Origin of the sequence: Phormidium tenue FACHB-1052 (genome assembly GCF_014696675.1) — a bacterium.
In the GTDB taxonomy this organism is placed as follows: domain Bacteria; phylum Cyanobacteriota; class Cyanobacteriia; order Phormidesmidales; family Phormidesmidaceae; genus Nodosilinea; species Nodosilinea tenuis_A.
In genome coordinates this window covers 175,994-201,040 of the sequence record NZ_JACJQN010000012.1, presented here as the reverse complement: position 1 = coordinate 201,040, position 25,047 = coordinate 175,994, and the positions used below count along the sequence as shown (strand labels likewise).

At 56.7% G+C, this 25,047-nt stretch carries 19 protein-coding genes; all 19 read left to right on the top strand.

Annotated elements, in window-relative coordinates; all coding sequences use genetic code 11:
- Window positions 1-9: 9 nt before the first annotated feature.
- A complete protein-coding gene (locus tag H6G07_RS17205; RefSeq protein WP_073611224.1) occupies window positions 10-1,266 on the top strand; it encodes a phage tail sheath family protein in 1,257 nt (418 codons plus the stop codon).
- A 102-nt stretch (window positions 1,267-1,368) separates the two neighbouring features.
- The gene (locus tag H6G07_RS17200) at window positions 1,369-1,821 is read left to right on the top strand and encodes a phage tail protein (protein ID WP_073611225.1); all 453 of its coding nucleotides are present in this window, start codon (window positions 1,369-1,371) and stop codon (window positions 1,819-1,821) included.
- Window positions 1,822-1,929: 108 nt separating this feature from the next.
- Window positions 1,930-2,295 (top strand): phage tail assembly protein, encoded by a 366-nt coding sequence (locus tag H6G07_RS17195; RefSeq protein ID WP_244901972.1) that lies wholly within the window; start codon window positions 1,930-1,932, stop codon window positions 2,293-2,295.
- The gene (locus H6G07_RS17190; RefSeq protein ID WP_171973120.1) at window positions 2,295-2,450 is read left to right on the top strand and encodes a DUF6760 family protein; all 156 of its coding nucleotides are present in this window, start codon (window positions 2,295-2,297) and stop codon (window positions 2,448-2,450) included. Before H6G07_RS17195 ends, H6G07_RS17190 begins: the two co-directional genes overlap by 1 nt.
- The gene (locus tag H6G07_RS17185; RefSeq protein ID WP_244901973.1) at window positions 2,447-2,983 is read left to right on the top strand and encodes a phage tail protein; all 537 of its coding nucleotides are present in this window, start codon (window positions 2,447-2,449) and stop codon (window positions 2,981-2,983) included. The genes H6G07_RS17190 and H6G07_RS17185 overlap by 4 nt, the downstream gene beginning before the upstream one ends.
- A 110-nt stretch (window positions 2,984-3,093) precedes the next feature.
- Window positions 3,094-4,464, top strand: a complete 1,371-nt coding sequence (locus tag H6G07_RS17180) for a hypothetical protein (protein ID WP_073611226.1) — start codon at window positions 3,094-3,096, stop codon at window positions 4,462-4,464.
- A complete protein-coding gene (locus tag H6G07_RS17175) occupies window positions 4,455-5,108 on the top strand; it encodes a CIS tube protein (RefSeq protein WP_073611227.1) in 654 nt (217 codons plus the stop codon). Before H6G07_RS17180 ends, H6G07_RS17175 begins: the two co-directional genes overlap by 10 nt.
- A gap of 110 nt (window positions 5,109-5,218) precedes the next feature.
- Entirely contained in the window at window positions 5,219-6,283 is a 1,065-nt protein-coding gene (locus tag H6G07_RS17170; protein ID WP_073611228.1) for a phage late control D family protein, read from the top strand.
- 5 nt (window positions 6,284-6,288) lie between these two features.
- Window positions 6,289-7,083 (top strand): phage baseplate assembly protein V, encoded by a 795-nt coding sequence (locus H6G07_RS17165; RefSeq protein ID WP_242026846.1) that lies wholly within the window; start codon window positions 6,289-6,291, stop codon window positions 7,081-7,083.
- Window positions 7,083-7,397, top strand: coding sequence for a hypothetical protein (locus H6G07_RS17160; protein ID WP_073611230.1), 315 nt, complete (start codon window positions 7,083-7,085; stop codon window positions 7,395-7,397). The genes H6G07_RS17165 and H6G07_RS17160 overlap by 1 nt, the downstream gene beginning before the upstream one ends.
- On the top strand, window positions 7,397-7,789 hold the full coding sequence (locus tag H6G07_RS17155; RefSeq protein ID WP_073611231.1) for a gp25 family contractile injection system sheath assembly initiator: 393 nt from the start codon (window positions 7,397-7,399) through the stop codon (window positions 7,787-7,789). The genes H6G07_RS17160 and H6G07_RS17155 overlap by 1 nt, the downstream gene beginning before the upstream one ends.
- Before the next feature lie 6 nt (window positions 7,790-7,795).
- Complete coding sequence (locus H6G07_RS17150; RefSeq protein ID WP_073611232.1) at window positions 7,796-11,125, top strand: putative baseplate assembly protein; 3,330 nt, start codon at window positions 7,796-7,798, stop codon at window positions 11,123-11,125.
- Window positions 11,126-11,139: 14 nt separating this feature from the next.
- Window positions 11,140-12,429: a baseplate J/gp47 family protein gene (locus H6G07_RS17145; RefSeq protein ID WP_073611233.1), complete on the top strand. Its 1,290-nt coding sequence runs from the start codon at window positions 11,140-11,142 to the stop codon at window positions 12,427-12,429.
- Entirely contained in the window at window positions 12,404-13,480 is a 1,077-nt protein-coding gene (locus H6G07_RS17140) for a phage tail protein (protein WP_073611234.1), read from the top strand. Before H6G07_RS17145 ends, H6G07_RS17140 begins: the two co-directional genes overlap by 26 nt.
- Before the next feature lie 46 nt (window positions 13,481-13,526).
- On the top strand, window positions 13,527-16,016 hold the full coding sequence (locus tag H6G07_RS17135) for a tail fiber domain-containing protein (protein WP_073611235.1): 2,490 nt from the start codon (window positions 13,527-13,529) through the stop codon (window positions 16,014-16,016).
- Window positions 16,006-16,254, top strand: a complete 249-nt coding sequence (locus H6G07_RS17130) for a hypothetical protein (RefSeq protein ID WP_073611236.1) — start codon at window positions 16,006-16,008, stop codon at window positions 16,252-16,254. The genes H6G07_RS17135 and H6G07_RS17130 overlap by 11 nt, the downstream gene beginning before the upstream one ends.
- 503 nt (window positions 16,255-16,757) lie before the next feature.
- On the top strand, window positions 16,758-22,910 hold the full coding sequence (locus H6G07_RS17125) for a hybrid sensor histidine kinase/response regulator (protein ID WP_190740736.1): 6,153 nt from the start codon (window positions 16,758-16,760) through the stop codon (window positions 22,908-22,910).
- Complete coding sequence (locus H6G07_RS17120; RefSeq protein WP_073609372.1) at window positions 22,907-24,598, top strand: response regulator; 1,692 nt, start codon at window positions 22,907-22,909, stop codon at window positions 24,596-24,598. Before H6G07_RS17125 ends, H6G07_RS17120 begins: the two co-directional genes overlap by 4 nt.
- On the top strand, window positions 24,595-25,047 hold the full coding sequence (locus H6G07_RS17115) for a response regulator (RefSeq protein WP_242026845.1): 453 nt from the start codon (window positions 24,595-24,597) through the stop codon (window positions 25,045-25,047). The genes H6G07_RS17120 and H6G07_RS17115 overlap by 4 nt, the downstream gene beginning before the upstream one ends.

Sequence of the window (25,047 nt, the reverse complement as noted above, 5' to 3'; positions counted from 1 at the left end):
GGAATAGCCATGCGATCGCCCTATTCCCTCCCCGGCCTCTATCGAGAAGACCTCTACCTGCTGCCGACCCCTGCCCTGGTGACAGGGGTGCCTGCCTTTATCGGCTATCGGCCCTCGCTGACCACTGCGACTGCCAACACGCCTATGTTGATTACCGAGGTATCGCAGTTCCAACAGCTGATGCTGGATCTGTCTATACCTCACCAATCTTTGCAATCAGGGCCTGTGACCGTGGAGAGTTACCTACCCTTTGCGGTGCGGGGGTTCTTTGAAAACGGCGGGCGCACCTGCTACGTCCTCTATTTGCAGGCGCTTACCCTGGAGGCGCTGGCAACCGGTCTAGACGCGCTGGAAAGCCTAGATGACCTTGACTTGATCTGTGCCCCAGACATTATGAAGGCACCCTCTTCAGAGCTGGTTGTGCAGATGCAACTGGCGCTGCTAGAGCACTGCGATCGCCTAGGCGATCGCTTCGCCATTCTAGACAGCCTGCCCTTGACCCGTGCCGGAGATACTCCTGCCCTAACCGCTGTAGCTGAGCAGTGCCAAACCTTACAGCGCCAGAGTGCCCACAGCCCCAACGGAGCTTTTTATACCCCCTGGTTAGAGGTTGAACACACCCCGGTGGGCTTTACCCAGCCCATCTTAGCCCAGGCTGTCTCCGCCTCTCCGGCGATCGCCATTCCCCCCTGTGGCCACATCGCTGGGCTTTATGCCCGGGGCGATCGGGCCGTTGGCGTTCACCACGCCCCGGCTAACCAGCCTATGGAGGGGCTGCTAGATCTGGCCTTTGACCTGTCGGCTGAGGTGCAAATGGCCCTAGGGCGCGATCGCGATTTAGCCTGCATTAACTGTCTGCGCACCTTTCCGGGGCGGGGCATCCGGATCTGGGGAGCTCGCACCCTCAGCGGTGATTCGGTCTGGCGCTACATCAACGCGCGGCGATTGGTAATCACCATTGGTCGCTGGCTAGAGCGCAACCTCGCCGATGCCGCCTTTGAGCCCAACGACTTTCGCCTCTGGGTGCGGCTAGAGCGAGAAATTTCGGCTTATCTAGAAGGACTGTTTGACCTTGGGGCTTTGCGAGGCAGCACCCCGCAAGACGCCTTCTACGTGAAATGTGATGGCGAAACCAACCCACCGGAAGGGCGCGAAAGCGGCACCGTGGTAACAGAAATCGGCATCACCCCGGCTTTGCCCAGCGAAGTTGTCGTGCTGCGTTTTGTGCACGGGGCGGCGGGGGTAACTCTGGCCGCTAGCGGCTAACTCCTTTCGGCTACTCGCGCTCAATGCGCCAGGATGCCGTCGATTTGACCGCAGCGCCATTGTTCAAATCTGGCTTTCTGTTCTCATTTACCCGGTGATGTTATGCCCGATGTCAAAGCCCCCCATAACCCCGATCCCTACTCTAGCTACCGCTTCTTTGTGGAATGGAAAGGCATTATCCACGCTGGCTTTCGCGAGTGTACCGGCCTCGCCTCCACCCAAAACGCCCAAGACTACCGGGAAGGCACCGATCCCCCCACCATGCGAAAAATTCCCGGCCTGGTGAGCTACGGCAACATCACCCTCAAACGGGGCACCACCAATAACGACGAACTCTGGCAGTGGCGCAAGTCAATCATGGAGGGTGCCATGGAGCGGCGCGATATTTCCATTGTGCTACTAGACTCGGTCGGTCAGGAAAAAATTCGCTGGAACCTGGTGCACTGCTGGCCCACTAGCTGGACGGCCCCCGACTTCAACGCCACCTCTGACGACATCGCCGTTGAATCGGTGGAGCTGGTGCATGAGGGCATTATTGTCGATGCGTGGAAGTAGGAAGTTTACGTTTGAGGAGATTTCCAACACTAGGGCAACTATTTTCCAGAAGTTGCCTCAGGCAAAACCTCAACTTCTCACCCCTTTAATTGTTCGGAAGGACTAGCTGTGACTCTGCAAACTGAATTTCTTTTTGTACTGCCCCAGGGACTGGTAGATACCGAGGGCAACCTGCACCGGGAGGGCACCATGCGGCTATCCACGGCCTACGACGAAATTATGCCCCTGCGCGATCCACGGGTGCAGGCGAACCCAGGGTATTTGGTCGTGATTTTGCTGGCGCGGGTAATTACCCGCCTAGGAACGCTGGAAAACCTCAGTCCAAAGATGATTGAGGGGCTATTTTCTGCCGATCTGGTGTATTTACAAGACCTCTACCAGCGGATTAACCAGCAGGGCCATAGTCGTCTGCATGTGGCTTGCCCCCATTGCCAGGGCGAGTTTGAGGTGGAACCTGTGGCCGTGGGGGAGTAGTGGGCTACCCCGCTGAGCGTTTGCGTGAAGAGATTGCCTACATTGCTTACCACTTCCACTGGCCCTACGACCAGGTGATGGGGATGGAGCACCGAGAGCGCCAGCAGTGGGTAGCCGAAATTGCCCGCATCAATCAACAGAGGAATGAGTCGTGAGACAGTTACCCATCAATGCAGCCGTTACCGCCGGAGCCAGTGGCCTAGGGTTGCGGCTAGATCCGCTGCTGGCCTACAACTTTGTGGTCGAAATTGACGGTCTATTAACTGGCGGCTTTACCAGCGTAGCGGGGCTCGACAGCCAGGTGGAGCTAGAGAGCTATCGCGAGGGCGGCGTCAACGGCTATGTGCACCAGTTTCCCAAGGGGACGGGCTACTCCAATTTGGTGCTGGCCCATGGGCTCACCGCCTCCGATTTTCTCTGGGCCTGGTATCGCGATGTGACCCAGGGCAAAATCAAACGGCGCAACTGCACCATCATGATCCTGAATGCCCGGCGGTTGCCTACAGTGTGGTGGACAGTCAAACAGGCGTACCCGGTCAAGTGGTCTGGCCCTAGCCTCAAAGCTGACCAAGACGCCATTGCCTTTGAACAGGTGGAGTTGGTGCATCAGGGTATCGACAAGCCCCGCCTCAGCCGTGCCCTGGCTGGGGCGCAGGCCGCCGCCGGAGTGATGTCCGCTGGACTTTAGCCGTGCTATTCCCAAGCCCCAGCAGGTAGTTGGTGAAGCCTGGTCGCCCACCCCTGATCTGAGCCCCTGTTCCTAGCGTTCTGGTTTTGCCAGTTATGAGGTTCTCGCCTGTGTCTTTTGAGTCTTCATCCCCTCTGACTTCTGCCTGGCAGGCCGCTCTCGACCCAGGGCTGGTGCAGCGATTGCAGCGGCCATTGCAGCCGGGGGTGATGGATAGCGCCATGGCCGGGGGGATTGTGCAGCGATCGCGCCAGTTCCAAACCCGCTTACCGCTCATCTCCCTGGCCTCCCGTCATCAGCTCAAAACAAGTCATTCCTCAGGCTCGCAGCTACCCATCGTCTACGCCTCTGAACGTTCGGCCCATGCGTCTCCAGAGTCAGCCCTGGGCAACCAGCCTCAACCTCAGGTCTTGAATGCAGCACCGGCCTCGCCACCGCTAGTGGTGCAGGCCAAGTTTGCCCCTGCCGCTGCCCCCGCGCCCCGGCTTGCGAATTCAACGCCCGCTAGCCCACCGCCCGCTGCCGTTTTGCCAAGGCGCTCTAAAGACAGTCCTGATTTGGCTATACCGCTGCCTCACCCCCTGCCTCCACCTGAAGCCGTTGACTCTGCGGAACTTCCCCTTGCTGCCCCCCTCTCTTCCCTAGAGGCTTTGCCAGTAACGCGTTCGGTTGCCCAAGCTGCCGCTGTGGTAGCTGCCTTTGCAACCGCGCAACCGCCTGAGCTGTCTAAAACTGCCTACTCCTTAGCTGATGAATCTTCCTTCGCGCCCATAAACGCTCCGTTTGCCTCCCCATCTGCTGTAACTACTCAATCTATTACTGACGGCCTGGCCGCACCACAGGTCGCTATCTCCTATTCGCGATCGCCGGAGATTTCTGCCAGCCTGAGTACCCCCTCCACAGTCGAGGCTTTATCCCACCCTCGGCAGCCCAATTCTTCCTCATCTCCCGTTTTCCCCTTCCCGCTGCACCTGCTGCCGTCAGATTCGGCATTTCCTATTGTCACGGCGGCCCCTGCAAAGGTTGGGGATGGCCAAGTTGTGCGAGCGAAAGCGATGGATAGTCCTTTACCTAACGTTGCGCCGATCGCGCCACGGTTGCCCGTAGTACAAGTAGATGTCTTGCCCCTGGAGGCGGCTGAATCTGTCATGCCCTCGGTGCGATCGCCGTCGCTCCCCACATCCCCTGCCCAAGGCCCCAATCAGTCTATGCCGCTGATTGCCGCTCTAGGCCCTGCCGCTGCTGAGATCAGCCGCAGCGGCCTCCCTCCCAACCCATCGCCAATTAACAGCAGCCCGCCCAAAACCGCTTTTCCTAACGAGTCGACGCGGCTGGGTGGCGAGGTAGAGGCTCCGGCCCTTGACCCCGCAGAGGGGGGCGATCGCATTGACCTGGAAACCTTGACCCACCAGGTTGAGCGCAGGCTGATGCGGCGATTAGCCATTGAGCGCGAGCGGCGGGGGCAGCAACCATGGCGCTAGAAAAGCTCAAAATTGCGATCGAGAAAAAATTTCCCACCTTTGAGCCGCCGGTTGAGGTGCTGTTCAACCCCAACCAGCTCACCATCAGCCGCACGGGGTGGTCTACGTCCAAAGGCACCATGGCCCCTCAAGATCGGCCCTCTAGCCTGTCGGTCAAACTGTTTTTTGACACCACCCTAATTCAGTTCAAATCTCCCAAAGACCGAGATGTGCGCTACTTTACCCGGCGCATTTACAACCTTACCCGACCCAAAGGCGACCTCAGCCGCCCCCCCATGTGTCGCCTGCTGTGGGGGCGCGGCGATATGGTGCTGCTCCAGGGCATTTTGGTCTCGGTCACTAAAACTCTCACCTACTTTCTAGACGACGGCACCCCTGTGCGGGCCACCCTCGACTGTAAGTTTGAAGAGTGGGAGCCTGCCGACCAAAAAGCCAAGGCCCGCAACCGCATCGACGACCCCATTCGCGTGGTGCGGCGGGGCGAAACCCTGAGCAGTATTGCCGCCGAAGAGTATAACGACCCAGCGCAGTGGCGGCCCATTGCCGAGGCCAATGGCCTAGATGACCCCCGCCAGTTACAACCTGGTCAGGTGATCAACGTCCCCCCTCTGCCCACGGATGCAGGAGGCAGGTTTAGCAGATAAGAAAAGAAATCGAGCAGAACAAATTAGAAAAACTAGAGACAATCAACTTTCTGTCTGAATAAATAAAGCCATTTTCTAAAACTTTCACTTGTTAGCTTTCCCCTTGCCCTATGCCTTCCCGTACCACTGTTCAACTCCTCTCACCTACTCTGGATATTCGGCGGCAAGGACGGCCTTTGTCTTCCTCAGCCGATCAGGATCTATGGGCAGCGACGGTGGCCGAAGACTTAGATGCCCCCGGTATGTTTACCCTGCACCTGAGGAACTGGGACTTTGTGCAAGGTCAGTTCTCCTGGGTAGATGACGACACGTTTTGCCTAGGCACGGAAATTCAAGTGGCTATGGGACACCAGGGGCGACCCATGCCATTAATAACCGGAGAAATTACGGGGCTAGAACCTGAATTTTCCCAAGATGGGGAACCGATGCTGACTGTGCGGGGTTACGATCTGAGCTATCGCCTGGCCCAGGGGCAAAAAACTCGCTCCTTTGCCGGTATGAAGGACAGCGCCATTGCCAGCCAAATTGCCCAGAACCACCGGCTGAGCGCCAAGGTCGATGACAGCGGTGAAACGCTAGATTATGTGCTGCAAAATAATCAGAGTGATCTGGCCTTTCTCCAAACCCGAGCCCAGCGGATTGGCTACGAAGTATTTGTAACCGAGAAAACCCTCCATTTCCGCGCCCCCAAGCACAAAGATGCCAAGGCCTTAAGCCTAGATTGGAATCGAGATTTGCTGGAGTTTACTCCCCGCCTCAGCATTTTGGGGCAAGTCGCTGCGGTCAAAATCGAGGCGTGGAATGTGGCTAATCAATCTACTCAACTCACTTCCATAACGGCTGATGGTGTTAGCGCGATGGCCGTAGAAAGCGGCCCTGAGGCAGCTAGCAACCTCTTTGGAGACGATACATTTGCCCAGCTCACAACTCCTCTGCGACAGGTCACCGAGGCTACCTCAATGGCTAAGGGACAGTTAAACGCGATCGCCCTTAGCTATATCACTGGTGACGGTCTCTGTGTAGGCAATCCTCAGCTGCGGGCTGGCACCGTGGTGGAGTTTACCGGACTCGGCAAACGCTTTAGCGGCCTCTACTACATTGTGACCACTGAGCACACCCTATCCCAGCAGGATGGCTATTTAACCGCCTTTACTTTCAGGAGAAATGCCGCATGATTGGTATGAATTGGCTCGTGCCCAGTGAGACTTCCCCCCGGTTCTATGGCGTTGCCATCGGCGTAGTCACTAGCAACAAAGACCCCGACCATCTAGCCCGGGTCAAGGTTAAATTTCCCTGGCTGTCGGGAACTGACGAAAGTCACTGGGCCAGGGTTTTAACCCCAATGGCGGGCAAAGAGCGGGGCTTCTATTGCCTACCTGAAGTTGGCGATGAGGTCTTGGTCGCCTTTGACCAGGGCCAAGCCGAATTACCCTACATTTTGGGCGGCCTGTGGAGCCAGGCACAACTGCCCCCGGAGACTAACCAAAACGACGAAAATAACCAGCGCTTATTTAAATCTCGCAGCGGCCTGCTCGTACAATTGGATGATACAAAAGGATCCGAAAGAATCACTGTTCAAGATAAAAATGGCAAGAATAAAATTGTCATTGATGCCGCTGGCAATGAAATTACCATTACCAGTGAAGGAGATCTCACCCTACAAGCCCAAGGCAACATCACCCTAAAAAGCGCAAAGGGAGATATTGCCTTAGAGGGCAAAAATGTGACGGTCAAAGCGAAGGAAAACTACCAGCTAGAGGTTCAGCAGAACTGCGAAATCAGCGCTAAAAACAATGTTGAGATCAAAGCTCAGGGCAATGGTGCCCTCACCGCTAACGCTAACCTTGACCTTAAAGCCAACACAAACTGTACCCTCAAGGCCAATGTCAAAGCCACGATTGAAGCCACCGCTGGGTTGGCTCTGACGAGCCCAACCGGCATTAACCTAAACAACGGCGCGCTGGAGGTGATCTAATGCCCGGTCAGATTATGCATGTTGGCGCTGCGGTGGTGTGCGCCCACGCCGGACAGGCCCAGCCGACAATGCCCAACCCCAGGGTCAAGGTGATGGGGCAGCCGGTGGTGACTCTGGCTTTTCCCTATACGGTAGTAGGTTGCACCAACCCGACTCCCCCCGGCCCCTGCGTTACCGCTCAATGGGTGACGGCAGCCCTGCGGGTCAAAGTGATGGGCCAGCCCGTCCTGCTGCAAGACAGCCGGGCCGTTTGCCTACCCACCGGCACCCCTCTGATCGTGGTATTAACCCAAGCGCGGGTCAGGGGAATGTAATGGACAACAACTTCCTTGGGGTGGGCTGGAGTGCCTTTCCCACCCAGCTTGACCCAAACAGTCAGCAGATCGTCATGGCCCGCTACGAAGACAGCATTCGCCAGTCGATCTGGATGATTTTGGGCACGGCTCGAGGAGAACGGTTGATGCGGCCCGACTTTGGCTGCGGCATTCACGACATGGTGTTTGCCACCAACAGTGCTGGCACCATCGGGCAGATCACCAGCGACGTGCAGCAGGCTCTAATCGAGTGGGAACCCCGCATTGATGTCTTGGATGTCACCGTTATACCCGACGTGACCCAGCCCAACCGGTTGCTGATTGAGGTCAGTTACCAGGTGCGTAACACGACTAACCAGTTCAACCTGGTCTATCCCTTCTACCTGCAATAGGCCGCTATGTCTTTGCCACCTCCTAAAATTGACCACCGCACCTACGCCGACCTTGTGGCCCAAACCGAGGCGCTGGCCCAAAGTCTGACGGGCTGGCGGCCCCCGGCGGGCACCGACGTGGATGCCGGACGGGCGATGATTCGCCTGTTTGGGCGGCTGGCTCTGCTCACCCACGATCGCCTCAACCGCATTCCCGACAAGTACTTTCTCCACTATTTAGATTTAATCGGCACTCAACTGCGCCCGCCTCAGCCAGCGCGGGTGCCCCTCACCTTTACCCTGGCCCCTGGCAGCACAACCGATGCCTTTGTGCCTGCGCTCACCCAGGTTGCTGCCCCCGCTACCGAAACGGCCCCTGAAGTGGTATTTGAAACTGAGCAAGATCTGGTGGTGACCCCGGCTCAGCTGCAAGCAGTCTGGGTAAAGCAGCCTAGGGAAGACGCTTACCACAACTGCACGGCGATCGCCCTGGGGCAAGTAGGCGACTTCTTTTCTCTGTTCGAGGCCGATCAGTCTCTAGAGCACAGTCTCTATCTGGCCGCCGATCGCCTCTTTTCAGGTTCAGGAGAAAAAACGATCAAACTTTCCTTTGTAACAGCAGCAGGAACTCCATCCTTGCTAGCCTTGCCGCTCACCTGGAGCTACTGGTCAGGGGAACAGTGGCAACTCGCCTCCGCCCAGGCCGATGCGAATGAATGGGAGATCAGACTGCCCAGACTACCTGCCATTCAGCCCTGCCTGGTTGCTGGGCTCAAAGCCACCTGGTTGAAGGCGCAGCTCAATACTCCTCTCCTCTCCCCTCGTTCTTCTTCTCCCTCCCTGCCCACGATCACCGCCATTACCGCTACCGTCGCAGGTCAGGCCGGCTTGCAGGCTACTGAGGGCACCGGCTTTGCCCCCGATGCCTGCTGGAGCAACGACGCTCCGCTAGATTTGAGCAAACCCATCTATCCCCTGGGGGAGCAACCCCGGCTCAACGACACCTTTCGCATTGGCAGCCAGCGAGCCTTGGGGCAGCCTGGAGCAACGGTCTATATGCAGGTCAATCTCAGGGCGGCGCTCATCCACCCTGCCATTTCAGTGGAGCTCATATGGGAAATCTGGGACGGTAGCCAATGGGTTGCGCTGGGGCGATCGAGCCGTGCCAGTGCCAAGCTCGACCCGCAGCAGGCCCTTCAGGATGACACCCAGGCTCTGACCCGCAGCGGTAGAATCCAATTTACCCTGCCCCGTGAGCTGAGCCAGGATCGCAATCTTTACGAACTGCGATCGCGCCTTCTAACCGGTGACTACGGCACCCAGCCCACCTTGCCCCCCACCCCGGTTTACACCACCCTGGCGCAGGATGCCGCAGCTGGGGCATCGTCACTCCAGGTTCGCGATGGCCGAGGATTTCGAGCCGGAGACACGATTCAGATTGGCGGCGGCGGTGCCCCGATGCAAGTGGTAACGCTCACTGCTGTAGCTGCCGCAGCGACTGGAACGGCTGGGAGTTCAGAGAGCACCTTAAGCCTGGGCACCGCCCTGGGCGACGGCTATGCCGAAAATTCGGTGGTGCTGCGTCAGCCCCCCGCCGTGCCCAGGGGCAGCCCCCCGCTGATTGAATCCGTCAGCCTGGGCTACAGCTATATTCAAACCAATCAGCCCGTTGAGCACTGCCGCACCTATAACGACTTCCGCTTTGTTAACCCTTTTCCCTTAGAGGGTGCGAGTAGCTTCAACCCCTTTACGCCATCCAGCGATCGCCATCCCACGCTATACCTGGGGTTCGATCGCCCCTTCAGCAACCGGCCCATTAGCCTCTATGCCCAGGTTGAGCTGCCTCCCCCTGACACTATTACCTGGTCTCAGCGCCAGGGGGATATCCCCCCCCAACCCGCCCACTTGGTCTGGGAATATGCCTCGGCCCAGGGCTGGCAGCCGCTGGGGGTACGGGATGGCACCCATACCTTTACCGAGCGGGGGGTGGTTCAGTTTATTGGCCCGCCAGACCACGCCGAAACCCAAGAGTTTGGCCAAGCGTATTACTGGCTGCGGGTGCGTTGGGAGCGGGGGCAGTTTGCAGTGCTGCCCCGACTGCGACGGTGGCTGTTGAACACGGTTTGGGCTAGCCAGGCGCAAACTCAAATCGACGAAGAATTGGGATCGAGCACCGGCAACCCAAACCAAAGCTTTTTCACCAGCCAAACCCCGGTATTAGACGGCCAGCGGCTACAGGTGGGCGAAGCGACTCTACCTCCCGAGACCGAGCAGGCGCAGCTTCGGCGTCAAGCGGGAGAGGCGGCCATAGACATTCAAAAGAATCAGGCCGGACAGCTAGAAAGGGTTTGGGTGACCTGGCAAGCGGTGCCCGATTTCTACGGCTCTGAACCTCAAGATCGTCACTACGTAATGGACTATTTGTCTGGGCAGGTGCGCTTTGGCGATGGTTTGAGCGGGCGAGTTCCGCCCCTGGGGCGCAACAATTTGCGCCTCAGCTACCGTACCGGCGGCGGCGAGCACGGCGACCAGCCCGCTCTGGTCATCACCCAGCTCAAAACCACCATTCCCGCCATCGATCAGGTGCTCAACCTGGAGCCTGCTGGCGGGGGGGCCGACGCTGAATTGCTCTCCCAGGTGCAGGAGCGTGGCCCCAAACAACTGCGGCATCGCGGCTTGGCGGTCACCGCCCAGGATTTTGAAGATTTAGCCTTTGCCGCTTCGCCCGATGTGGTGCGGGCCAGGATCATTACCCCCACTTTTTCGACCGTTGGCGCAGCCGGAGAAGCCCGCACGATTAAATGGCTGAGCCCTAATGAAGCACCGACTGAGCAACACCGAACGATGGGCCAGACCCAAGGCGGCTACCTGGGGTCTGGTCAAACAGTGGTGGTGATTGTGCCCCACAGCGTTGATGCCCAGCCCGTGCCTAGCCTGGCTTTACTAGAGCGGGTGAAAGCTTACCTATTGGCTCGCTGCCTGCCCACTGTGGATCTCACTGTGGCCGGGCCAGACTGGGTGCAGGTGTCGATCGCAGCTGACATTGCGCCCCAGAATCTAGCTACCGCCGATGCGACTCGCAGTGCCGTACTGCGACGCATTGCCGAGTTTTTGCACCCCCTGACTGGCGGCATAAAGGGCGAGGGCTGGGCCTTTGGTCGCCTACCTCACCGCTCTGATCTCTACGCGCTAATTGAAGCGGTGCCGGGGGTAGACCATGTGCGATCGCTCTCTGGTAGCTGGCTCAACTCCGCTAACCAAGCCGTTGACCTGTTCGATCGTGCGCAACTGCTGGAAAGTCCAACCAGCTCATTTCTGGTGTTTTCAGGCACTCATACCGTGCATATTGTCTTTTAGAAGCCTGCTCAGCTATGACGATTCCTCTGCCAAATCTAGATGACCGCACCTACGCCGATTTGGTGGAAGAACTGCGATCGCAAATTCCCATCGAGTACCCCGGCTGGACCGATCACAACCCCAGCGACACCGGCATTATTCTGCTAGAACTGCTCTGCTGGCTGACCGAAACCACCCTCTACCGGGCCAACCGTGTTCCCGACGACACCCTCAGGGTATTTTTGCAGTTGCTCAACGGCTCAGGCACCGTTCCCGACAACAATCCAGAAAAAACTGACCTGCAAGACAGTCCGCCAATGGGGCTCCTACCTAGCGGTGACTTGCAAACCGCCGTGCGCGACACGGTTTTGCACCTGCGCCAGCGCTACCGGGCCGTGAGCCCCACCGACTTTGTCAACCTGATTTTAGAAGACTGGCCCCAAGCCGCCGCTGCCCAAGCTCAGGAAAATCCCCTTGAGCCAGTCAAGCGGGTGCAGTGTGTGCCGCGCAAAAACCTCAGCAACACGCCCAACCTAGCGGCTCCGGCCCACATCAGCTTAGTAGTCATCCCCGATCTGCCCGACCCGGCTGCCAGTGCGATCCCCTTCACCCCTGAGCCTTCTCCTGCCCTCACCGCCGCCCTGACTCAATGGCTAGAACCCCGTCGCCTGCTTACAGCTCGTCACCATGTGGTTGGCCCTACCTATGTCGAGGTCGGCTTGAGAGCCTGGCTGTATCTTCAATCGGGAGCCCGGCCCGAGCAGGTGAGACAAAACGCCACCGACGCCGTTGGGCAATTTTTTCATCCCCTGCGGTCTGGGGCCTATTGGCAAGGGCAGGGCTACCCTTTTGGGCAGCCGATCTACGTCTCCGAACTCTATCAACTGCTGGACGGGGTGTCGGGGGTCGATTTTGTAGAGGGCATTACGCTCATCCCCGCCGATGCCGAGGTAACCACCAGAAGCCTCACTGAAACTAGAAGTGGCGCTCAAACCATCAAAGAACTGAGTATTAGCAGTAGCAGCGGCTTTTCGGCAGGTAAGACCATCTGCGTTCGCGAGGGCGATCGACGGCCAGACTATTACACCCTGGCTGATCGTCCCACCAGCGATCGCCTCATTTTGCAACAGCCACTCATCCGAGATTGTGCCGCTGGGGCAACCGTTGAACAGTTAGTTAGCGCGCGCGAAATTCGGTCTCAGGACGATGCTTCTCTGATCGGGTTGCGGCTGGAGGACTATGAACTGGTGGCCGCTGCCGTACGGCCAGAGCACTTTTTTACCATGGAGCAATTGGGTCATGGCCGATGGCAGCATCGACGTTAAACCAACCCCACAGACCAGCAGCTATCTGGCGTACCTGCCAGCCCTCTTGCAGGAAGACGCCTTTTTAGGCCGGTTTTTGCTGGCCTTTGAGCAGGTGCTCAGCGGGCTGCACTCGGCTAACGCCAGCGACGGTTGCCCAGGCATCATTTCTATTGATCAAAACGATCTGTCGGACTTAAAAACACTAAACGATCTGCCGGGTTTAGAGCAATTGATTGCCTTGGCCCACACCTACGTAGACTGTAATCGCACCCCGCAGGAGTTTTTGCCCTGGCTGGCCGGGTGGGTCGGGCTAACCCTGCGCGACGACTGGGAAGAAAGCACCCGCCGCCAATTTATTGGGCAGATTGTGCCGCTCTACCGCCTTCGCGGCACTAAAGCAGCGCTGCAAACCATCTTGGCCTTATATCTAGAGAGTGCCGGGTTTAAGCAATCGGCCCAAAAGGTGCAGATCGACGATGAATTTGACCAGATTCCCCACTATTTTCAGGTCTCTATTCAGCTGCCCACCCCCGACCCTGAGCTTTACTGGCGGCAGTCGCGTATTGCCACGGCCATCATCGATCAAGAGAAGCCCGCCCACACCTTCTACGCACTCAAAGTTTTGGTGCGCACCATGCAAATTCCTGGGCAGGTGTACGCTCTGGGTGCTGTAGCCGGAACGGGGACGCTCGCCGCTCGGGTAGATAACCTTCAAGTCAGTCGAGGTGACGCATCACCTCGTGCGGCTAGGGCGACTCGGCTATCGCTGAAGCTACGCCAGGGGCAGCGGGTCATGGCGCAACAGCGAGGTTCAGGCCCCTTAGGTGCAGCGGCGACGGTCAGCGAATCGGGGCTGAATTGGGAGGTGGGCCTCGTCAACCTCAGCCGCGATCGCATTCAAGGCACCCTGACAGTCACCTATCCCAACGGCACCGTAGCTACCCCCCAGTCCTTTACCCTGGCTCCTGGCCTGCAATTTCCAGAGAAAGATCCTCAGGGAGGGAGACTCAATGACACTGGCAATACCTTCTTGGGCACCGATGAACCCAGCCTGAACGCCAACCCCTAAACCCCAGTTTATTCACCCAGTTTCCCCCCCTCTCCAGAACATCACCATGGCTTACGACCCGACTCAACGCCCCCGCTATTTTGAGGGGCAATATCTAGAAGACACCGACTTCAGCGATGAGCAGGCTTACCACCGCGATCGCCAGCAGCGACACCATCGCCTGCTCCATATTTCAGGCATTGCTGAAGGTTTGAATTGGAAAGAAGCCTCGGCCATCAATCAGGGGAAGACCTCCATCGCAGATGTCCGGTTTAGTGTTTCGGCGGGCACTGCCTTTGACATTGAAGGCAGATCGATCGTGTTGCTCAGCGATAGTCCTGTCACGCAAATTACAGTGCCTCCTACCCCCCAGGGCGACTGGATACTCTTTATTCAGTATCGAGAAGAAGCCACTGCTCCTCAAGGCGACAAAGGCACCGAGACACGCACTAGCGAAATGCCTCGCATTGAGTTAGCCAAAACTACATTAAGTGACTTCAACCAGCAGGTTCTTAATCCTAACCATGAGCGCTACGCCGCTATTGCTCTGGCCAAATTCACCGTAACCAACCAAAACATTAGCACCAACCTTGATTTTAGCGTCCGCCAATATGCCGGCCTGCGCCTGCCCACTCCTGGTGCTGTAACAGCACTAACCTTGAGATCTAGTAACAGTGGGAATTTACCCCTAGCCATTCTCAACGGTGGCCTAAGCATGGTTGGTCAAGACGGTGTTGAGGCCGATCTTACAGTTAACGGATGCCTAAAATCTGACAACGAAAACGGCGGCCTTTGGGTAACATCAAATAGGTTTATTGGCGGTCATGGTGCCAATAAAGTTGGGTTTTATGCTGGAGGTGCTTGGCGGCTAACAGTACAAAGTGACGGCAAAACCGGCATTGGCACTATGACCCCTAGCGCAGCCCTAGCCATCAATGGTGGCGTACATGTTGGCGGCGATTCTGACCCAGGAGATAACAACCTAACTGTTGATGGCGATACGACCCTAGACGGTACATTACTAGTTAAAGGTACCAGTATCTTTAGGGAAAGTGTAACCGTCAATAATTCGGTTTCTTTAACTGGAATCACAAGCGCTCTACAAGTGGGTGGTAATGCTGCTATCGGCGGTACCCTAACTGCTGGAAACACTTCTGTTGGTACCCTAGCTGCCACGAATACATCTGTTAGTACATTAGCAACTGGAAATGCTTCAGTAGGTGGCTTGCTAACTGTCACTGGCTCCAGTACTTTTAATGGAAATTTAATAGTTAATAACTCGATTCAGATGACGGGCTATGGTAATACGCTTTGGGTATATGGATCGACAATTCTAGAAGGCCCATTATCTACCCGCAGTAGTGCTACCTTTAATGGCCCACTGCTGGCTACAGGAACAAGTAGGTTAGCAGGTGATCTTACAGTCAATAGCCAAGTTTATCTTAGAGGTTCTGCTAGTAATACAGGTGGGCTAGTTGTTAATGGACAAGGCAATGTTTCTATTAATTCAGTTGCTCAAAATGTTGGTTCTTTTAGTTTTGGAGCCTGCCCTCTGACTCTTTTTGAAGCCGTTCACAACGGTGGCAATACAAGAAGGGACACACGAGATATCTTACACTTAGTTAGGGAGGGAGTTAGTGGTGAGTCTTATGCTAATAAAGCCTCCTTTGCCTTGGGCAGATATTTGACAGGAACAAGTTCTGACTCGCAAACTCAATTAGATATTAATCTTACCGATGGTAGCTTCAATACTCACAATACGGTAATGACTCTTAGAAGTGATGGCAGGGTTGGTATTGGAACTAATACACCTAATAAAGGGCTGGTTGAAATTAGGGGAGAGGTATTCTACACAATTGACAAAGGAGCTAACTATCATCACCAAGGTGGGAATCCATATAGAGTTAGGCCAGAACTTACCCAGTACTCGCTTTACGCTAGCGATGGAATTGCAGCTTCTGGATTTTACGCTTTTTCAGATGTAAGGATAAAAGACAATATAAGACCTAGCAATGCTAGGACTGATTTACAAACTCTACTTAAATTGAAAGTGGTTGATTATAGTTATAAAGATAAAATTGCTTTCAATGAAAAATTTGCAAAGAAAATCATTGGTCAGCAAGTTTTTGACGTTTATCCTCAGGCCGTTAATAAGCTTGCTGATGTCGTCCCCGACATATTTCAAATTGCTTTTATAAAGGAATCCTGGGTTAGCCTATCTAAGCATGGTCTGCAGGTTGGTGAGCGAGTCAAACTACTCTGGGAGGAGAGAGAATCGGTCATCTGTACGGTAGAAGCTGTAACTTTAGATAGCTTTAAAGTGCCAGTCAGCCATTTTGGAAAAATCTTTGTCTATGGCCGAGAGGTTGATGATTTTCATGTAGTAGACTACGAAGCGCTGTCCATGCTTCATGTTTCTGCAACCCAAGAAATGTATAAGATTCTGACAAATCTACAAGCAGAAGTTCACCAACTCAAATCCAAAATTAGCACCTCTCAAATCCGCAAAGTGGGCAGTGCCCACCAACCTTCCAGGAAAAACTCCCATGAAAGATAAACTTCAACAGCGCCTTCAAGCCCTCAAAACTGAATTTGAGACAGGGCAAAAAATGCTAGTAGAATTAGATACCAAGCGAGCCGAGCTACAGCAAACGCTGCTCCGCATTGGTGGAGCCATTCAGGTGCTTGAGGAAGTCTTAAGCGAAATTCCAGCAGAGGATGGCGCTTTATCCGATGGCCCTAGTTCTGGTGGTGCGATCGCCCCGCCTCAATCCTCTGGAAACCTGACGCTGTAGCCAGTTTTCTTAAAGGGCTAGTACGCTGAGGCAGAAATCACCCTACTGTTCAGAAGGCTTGAAACACCTCTACCCCTAGAGATTTTTCACGTTGAATTTTGCATTTTGAACTCTGCGCAGCGGTACTAGCTTGAGCACACTTAGCAACAGGGGTTGTTCTACCACTGGGAAGACGGCTCGATTAGCTGGGTGAGCATCGGTGCCTGTGAGGAGGAGGAGATCATCTTTGACTACTGTCACACCAGTGATTATCAATAGAGCGCCCATTGAGTTTGAGTCCAGGCAGGCGTTTTGAAGCAGAATGTGTAGGTTGCTTTCCTTTCTGTGGCTCCCCTTGTTCCGGTGATACCATGATCGCCAAGCGCTTTTGTCAAAGGATCGAGCCAAGAGCACTGTCCGTCCAATCTGGAGAGATATAGAAGATTTTGGTGCTGAGTGCGTAACCATTCGCACCCATCGGCAGCGGCATTTTTGGAGCGATCGCTAAGGACTCTTCAACGGTTTTGCAGGATATTGCAGGCTATACCCTCCAACGGGCCATCCATGAGGGAGCGCGCACCCGGGTCTATGCTGGGGTGACCCAGTCGGGCGAGCAGCCGGTGGTGGTCAAGCTGCTCAAGGCAGACTATCCCTCGCTGGAAGAGATCACGCGTCTTAAGCACGAGTTCAGCATCCTCGATGGCTTAGATAGCCCAGAGATTATCAAGGCGCTGGCGCTAGAGCCCTACCAAAATGGGCTCGCGCTGGTGCTAGAAGACTTTGGCGGCATTGCGTTAAGCGACTACCTAGAGCAACGTCTGCTGAGCAGCAATGAATTTCTTGCCATTGCCCTCCAGCTCACCGCTGCGCTGGCGACACTACACCAGAGCCAGATTGTTCACAAAGACATCAACCCTCGCAACATCCTGATTCACCCGGCCAGTGGACAGGTCAAACTGATTGACTTTGACATTGCCTCGCGCCTGTCTCGAGAAAACCCAACCGCGAGCCGTCCCACACTGCTCGAAGGAACCTTAGCCTATCTCTCGCCGGAACAAACCGGGCGCATGAATCGGACGATCGACTATCGCGCCGATTTTTACTCCCTGGGGGTGACCTTCTACGAAATGCTGACTGGGCAGCTGCCCTTTCCGACCAGTGACCCGCTGGAGCTGGTGCATTGCCACATCGCCAAAACCCCCGCTGCCCCCGACCAACTCCGTCCCGAACTGCCCACCGCTCTGGCCGATCTGGTGATGAAACTGCTGGAGAAAACAGCAGAAGACCGCTACCAGAGTGCGCTGGGGCTAAAGGCCGACTTGGTGCGCTGTCAGCAACAACTGCGGGAGTCGGGCACCATCGCCCCTTTCCCCATTGGTCAACTCGACTGTTTTAGCCAGTTTCTTACTCCCCAAACTCTCTACGGTCGGGAAAACGAAGTGTCCACCCTGCTGGCCGCGTTTGAGCAAGTCAGTGCCGGAGCGGCGGAACTGATGCTGGTGAGCGGATATTCGGGGATTGGCAAAACCTCTCTGGTGCAGGAAGTTCATAAGCCCATTGCTCGGCAGCGGGGATATTTTATTGCCGGTAAGTTTGACCAGTTCAAGCGCAATAGCCCCTACGCATCGCTGACCCAGGCCTTTCAAGAACTGATGCGGCAGTTGCTGACCGAAAGTGACGACCGGGTCGCCCAGTGGAAAGCCAAGCTGCTGGCGGCGCTGGGTGCGAATGGCCAGATCGTGGTGGAGGTGATTCCGGAGGTTGAGCGGATCATCGGGCCTCAGCCGGCGGTGCCCCAACTGGGGGCCTCGGAAGCGCAAAATCGGTTTAATCGGGTTTTCCAGCAGTTCATTGGGGTGTTTAGCCAGCCGGAGCATCCACTGGTCATTTTTTTGGATGACTTGCAGTGGGCCGACCTGCCTTCCCTAAAGCTGATCGAGCTGCTGGTGACGAATCCGGAGAGCCAGTATTTGCTGCTGCTGGGTGCCTACCGCGACAACGAGGTGAGCTTAGCCCACCCCTTAATGCACACCCTGGAGCAGATGCAAGCCGCTGGGGCCACGGTGCGCAATCTTGTGCTGCAACCGCTGGAGCAGCCCGAGGTCAATCAGCTGGTGGCCGATACGCTCCACACTGACGCAGCTCAAGCCCAATCTCTGGCCCAGCTGATCTTTAAGAAAACCCAGGGCAACCCCTTCTTTGTCACCCAGATTTTGAAATCGCTGCACCAGGACGGGCTGCTTTGGTTCGATTTTGACCAGGGCCAGTGGTGCTGGGATGAAGCGGTGTTGCAGAGCGTTGACATAACGGAGAACGTGGTGGAACTGATGGTGAATCAGATCCAGAAACTCTCTGCCAAGACCCAGCAGGTGTTAAAGTTGGCGGCCTGCATTGGGGATAAATTTTCCCTGGATATGCTGGCGATCGTGAACGAAGCCTCTCAAACAGAAACGGCTGTCGATCTGTGGGAAGCCCTACAAGCGGAATTTGTGATGCCCCTCACCCAGGCCTACAAAATTCCCCTGGTGCTGGATTTAGACAAAACTCCTGATGAAGGGTTGGCTGAGCAAGCGGCAGAAAAAACCATCGCTCAGATTGTCTACCGGTTTCTGCACGACCGGGTGCAGCAGGCCGCTTACTCGTTAATTCCAGAGGCGCAACGGCAGTCAACCCATCTCAAAATTGGTCAACTGCTGCTGCAAAATATTCCGGCGGCAGAGCGCAATGACAACATTTTTGCGATCGCCAATCAGCTCAACTACGGCGTCGGTTTGCTGGCCTCGGAGGCCGAAGCCTACCAAATCGCTGAGATCAACCGGGTGGCGGGCCAAAAGGCCAAAGCCGCTGCCGCCTACGACTCGGCCCTGCGCTACCTGAGCTTGGGCCTGGAGCTGTTACCAGACACCAGTTGGCAGCAGCAGTATGACCTCACCCTGGCCCTGCACAATGCCGCCGTTGAGGCGGCCTACCTGAACGGTGGCTTTGACCAGATGGAGGCCTGGGCGGCGATCGTGTTGCGTCAGGGGCGATCGCCCCTGGACACCATGACCGTCTACGAGGTCAAAATTCAGGCCTGTATGGCCCAGGTAAAACAGCTAGAAGCGGTACACCTGGGGTTGCAGGCGCTGGAACGGCTGGGGGTGAGCCTGACGGCATCGCCCACCCTAGACGACATTCAGCGGGTGCTGGCCCAAACCGCAGGTCATCTGGAGGGCAAAAGCACCGCTGACCTGCTCAACCTCCCTCCCATTAGCGACGCCGAGAAACTCGCCACCATTCGCATGCTTACGAGCCTGGGCTCGCCCTGTTATCAGGCCGCACCGATGCTGTTTCCGCTGGTGATCTGCGAGCAGATCAATCTCTCCCTGCGCTATGGTAATTCGCCCTTTGCCGCCTACAGCTACGTGTGCTACGGGGTGATTCTCAACGGCATTTTGCAAGACAGTGAAGCGGCCTATCGGTTTGGCCAGCTCGCCCTCCAGGTGGTCGAAAAGTTTAACGCGGTGGATCTAAAAGCCAGCGTTAGCTTTATCGGTGGGGCCTGCACCCTGCACGGCAAGATCCACGTGCGCGAAACCCTGACGCTGCTGTGGGAGGGTTACCAAAGCGGTCTCGAAAACGGCCAGCTAGAATATGGCGGCTATGCGGCGATTCAGCGCTGCCACCATGCCTACTTGATGGGTCAAGAACTGCCCAAACTTGCGGCTGAGATGGCGACGATTAGCACCACCCTGGCCCAGCTCAAGCAGGACAACGCCCTGGGCTGGAACCAAATTGTGCAGCAATCGGTGCTGAATTTGATGGACTCGCCGGAGCACCCGAGCCACCTTCAGGGCGATGCTTACCAGGAGGCGGTAGCCCTGCCCCTGCTCAAGGCCGGTAACGATCGCACCGGCCTGCACTACTTCTACCTCAACAAACTCATCCTCAGCTACCTGTTTGGTTACTATGACCAGGCTCTAGAGGACGCGGGCCTGGCTGAACAGTATCTAGATGGGGTGAAGGGATTTTTAGTCGTGCCGGTGTTCCAGTTCTACGATTCGCTGGCTAGGCTAGCTCTGGTCGCGGCGGGAGAACTGCCGCTCGACAGCGTGCTCAGCCGCGTTGAGCAGAACCAGGCGGCCCTGCGGCGATCGGCCCAGTATGCGCCGATGAATTTTCAGCACAAGCTGGATCTGGTGGAGGCGGAGCAGGCCCGCCTGCTGGGTCAGCCCTGGCTGGCGATGGAGCACTACGATCGCGCCATCGCCGGTGCCCGAGAGCAGGGCTATGTGCAAGAGGAGGCGATCGCCAACGAGCGAGCTGCCGAATTTTACCAGGCTCAGGGCCGCGACAAAGTGGCCCAGGTCTACCGGGCCGAGGCCTACTACGGCTACCTGCGCTGGGGTGCGATCGCCAAGGCTCAGGCGCTCAAGGCCCAGCATCCCGCCCTGGGCACCCAAACATCCAGGCAAGAGCCCGGCCCGACGACCGCCTCGCTTACCAGCAGTTCGGTATCTACGAGCGGGCTCAAAGGCTTTGATCTTGCCACCGTCATCAAGGCCTCCCAAGCCCTGTCCGGGGAAATCGTGCTGAGCGATCTGCTCACCAAACTGATGCAGATTGTCCTGGAAAATGCCGGGGCGGAGCAAGGAGCTTTACTGCTGGATACTGATGGACAGTTGGCGATCGCCGCCTCGGGCCAAGTCTCGGGTGACGTTTCGGGAACGGGGGATGATGACCGGGTGGCCGTGCAGCAGGGTGAGGCCGGACTCGGGAGCGATCGAGACAGTAGCGCTCCGTTACCCCTACCGCTGTCGGTGGTCAACTATGTCGCCAGAACCCAGACCGCCCTGGTGCTCAGCGATGCCACCGCCGAAGACCTGTTTGCCACCGATCCCTACATCCTGGCTCAGCAACCCAAATCCGTTCTCTGTGCCCCGCTTCTGCACCAGGGGAAGCTGACGGGGCTGCTGTACCTGGAGAACAACCTCACCCCCGGTGCCTTCACTCCAGATCGGCTGGAGGTCTTGCAGCTGCTGGCGGCCCAAGCCGCCATTTCGATTGAAAATGCCCGCCTCTACGCCGATCTGGAGGAGGCCAACCGCACCTTGGAAGCTAAGGTGGGCGATCGCACCCTAGAACTGCGGGACAAGAACGTCCTGTTGCAGCAGGAGATTCAGGAGCGGCAGCGGGCCGAAGCGGCAGCCATGGTCGCTAACAGAGCCAAGAGTGAGTTTCTCGCCAACATGAGCCATGAGCTGCGCACCCCCCTGAACGGTATTTTGGGCTATAGCCAGGTGCTCAAAAAGCACCAGACCCTCACCGAGCCGCAGCGGCAGGGCATCGATGTCATTCATCGCTGCGGTGAGTACCTGCTGACGCTGATCAACGATGTGCTCGATCTGTCGAAAATCGAAGCGCGCAGAATGGAATTGCACCCGGAGACTTTTCACCTGCCCCGTTTTCTCGAAAACCTGGTAGAAATCTGCCGGGTTCGCGCCAACCAGAAGCAGATTTTGTTGACCTACGAGGCGATCGCGCCCTTGCCCGAGTACGTCTATGCCGATGAAAAGCGGCTTCAGCAGGTGCTGCTGAACTTATTGGGCAACGCCGTCAAGTTTACTGAGGCGGGGCAGGTCTCGCTTAAGGTCGGCCCTCTCCAGGCTTGGTTCCCCAAGGGCGATAGGGGAGGAGATGTGGAGGCCGATCGCCAGGAAGCAGCCCATGCCGCGCCCTCTACCGCTAACCTGATTCGCTTTGAAATTGTCGATACGGGCATGGGCATTGCCCCTGAACAATTGGCGCAGATCTTCGACCCGTTTCACCGCACGCCCGAGTCGGGGCGACACACCGACGGCACAGGGTTGGGGCTAGCGATTAGTCGTCAGCTGGTGCAGCTGATGGACAGCGACATCTGCGTCAGCAGCGACCTGGGTCAGGGCAGCCGGTTCTGGTTCGATCTCGACCTGGCGGCCTCTCAGCCGGGCGAGACGACCAGCCTGACCACCGGGCAGGTGATCGTCGGCTATGGGGGCGATCGCCGCACCGTCTTGGTGGTAGACGACAAGGACTATAACCGAGCCGTGATCATCGACTTTTTGGCCCCCCTCGGCTTTCATCTGCTGGAGGCGGCCAATGGCCAGGAGGGGCTGGCCCAGGCGGTGCAGCACCAGCCCGATGTCGTACTGGTCGACCTGGTGATGCCGCTGATCGATGGGTTTGAAATGACCCGTCGGTTAAAACAAATTCCGGCGTTGCAATCCGTTGTTGTGATCGCCATTTCCGCCAGCGTGATGGAATTTGACTATCGCCAGAGCCAGCTAGCCTGCTGCGACGATTTTCTGCCCAAGCCCATCCATGAACCGGCCCTGCTGGCAAAGCTCCAGCTCCACCTGGGTCTGGAATGGTTATACGACCCCACCCCCCACCCCCTACCCCCCACCCTGCCCGCTGCTCTAACCCAGTTCCCCTCTTCCCCCCTCTCCCCCACCGCTATTCCCCCCGAGTCTGAACTCGACACCCTGCTCAACCTCGCTCTGATGGGAGATCTCAAAGGCGTCGTGGCCTATGCCGAGCGCATTGAACAGCAGCAGCAGCAGTGGGCTCCGTTTACCACTCAGCTCAAGCAGTTAGCCCTAAGCTATAAGGGAAGACAGGCCATCGACCTGATTAAACGCTACCAACCACCGGCATGAGCGAGGACACCGCCAAAACCGCCACCATTCTTGTAGTGGATGACACCCCGACCAACCTAGATGTGCTGTTCGATTTTTTGAACAATGCCGGGTTCAAAGTCCTGTTTGCTGAGGATGGCGAAAGCGCCCTGGAAAAGGCCCAGTACGCCGATCCAGACTTAATTTTGCTCGACATTTTGATGCCGGGTATGGATGGCTTTGAAACCTGTCGTCGCCTAAAGCAGCAGGAAACCACCGCCGCCATTCCGGTCATCTTTCTGACTGCCCTGACGGAAACCACGGACAAGGTAAAAGGTTTGGCCCTGGGGGCAGTGGATTTCATCACCAAACCGTTACAGTACGAAGAGGTGCTGGCCCGGGTGAAGACCCACCTGCGCCTCCAGAGCCTGACTCAACTGCTGCAAGCCCAAAACATGCAGCTAGAGCGCGAAGTGCAGGAGCGCACCGAGGCCGAGGCCGCCCTGCAGCGCCAAAATCAGCGATCGCACCTATTCGCCGATGTCACCCTCAAGATTCGCCAGTCCTTGCAGATCGACGACATTCTGCAAACGGCGGTCACCGAGGTTAAAACCATTCTCCAGGCCGACCGAGTGCTGATCTATCGCCTCTGGCCCGATGGCACCGGCAGCGGCGTGGCTGAGGCGGTGCAGCCCGGTTTTCCCCAGGTTCTCGGCATGGTGTTTCCCCAAGAGGTGTTCCCGATCGAATCTAAGGAACTGTACCGCCGGGGGCGGATCCGCAGCTTAGTCGATGTGGCCCAAGATCACGTCGCGCCCTGCCTGGTCGATTTTTTGCGGCAGTTGGCGGTGCAGGCCAAGCTGGTGGTGCCTATTCTCGCCCAGGGCGACCTGTGGGGCCTGCTGATTGCTCACCAATGTGCTGGCCCCCGACAGTGGACGGTTTTTGAAACCGAGTTGCTCCAGCAGCTTGCCGACCAAATTGCGATCGCCCTCACCCAGGCCCAGCTCCTAGAACAGGAGACCCTCCAGCGCCAAGAGCTAGCCCGCTCCAACGCTGAACTCCAGCAGTTTGCCTACATTGCCTCCCACGATCTGCAAGAGCCGCTGCGCATGGTCACCAGCTACCTACAACTGCTGGAGCGCCGCTACAAAGGCCAGCTTGACGCCGACGCCGACGACTTTATTCAGTTTGCCGTCGATGGGGCCCTGCGGATGCGCACCCTGATCAACGACCTGCTGACCTATTCGCGTATTGGCACTCGGGGGCACGCCTTTGAACTCACTAGCTGCACTGCTGCCGTTGAGCAGGCGATCGCCAATCTCAAGCTCGCGATCGACGAAAGTGGAGCCGTCGTCACCTACCCAGACTTACCCCAGCTCCAGGCTGACCCCACCCAGCTAATCCAGCTATTCCAAAATCTGATCGGCAATGGGATTAAGTTTCGCGGTGAGGCTCCCGTTCGCATTGCGATTGCGGTCAGCCAAATGGAAGATGCCTGGCTGTTTTCCGTCCAGGATAATGGCATTGGCCTCGACCCCCAGTACGCTGACCAGATCTTTGTCATCTTTCAACGGCTCAATAACCGCACTCACTATCCAGGCACGGGCATTGGGCTGGCGGTGTGCAAAAAAATCGTGGAGCGGCACGGCGGTAAAATTTGGGTGGAGGCTGAGTTGAACCAAGGATCAACCTTCTACTTCACCATTTCCCAGGGAGGCATGACATGATGGTGCCGTCCAGAAGCGTGGTACATCCCATCGAAATTTTGCTCGTGGAAGATAACCCCGGCGATATCCGGCTGATGCAGGAAGTGCTGAAGGAAGGCTCGATTCGCAATCACCTGAGCGTGGTGGATGACGGTGAGAAGGCGATCGCATTTTTGAACCACATGGCTCCCTACCGCCATGCGCCCCATCCCAACCTGGTGCTGCTGGATCTAAACCTACCCCGCCGCTGCGGCTTAGATGTGCTGAGGATAATTAAAACCAGTGCTGTGCTCAGGCACATTCCGGTGATTGTCTTTACCAGCTCCCAGGCCGAGGACGATATCAATCGCGCCTACGACCTCCACGCCAACTGCTATATCACCAAACCCATCGATCTGGAGCAGTTTAGTCGAAGCATCAAGTCCATTGAAGACTTCTGGTTGTCTGCCGTTGAACTGCCGTCGGAGTGA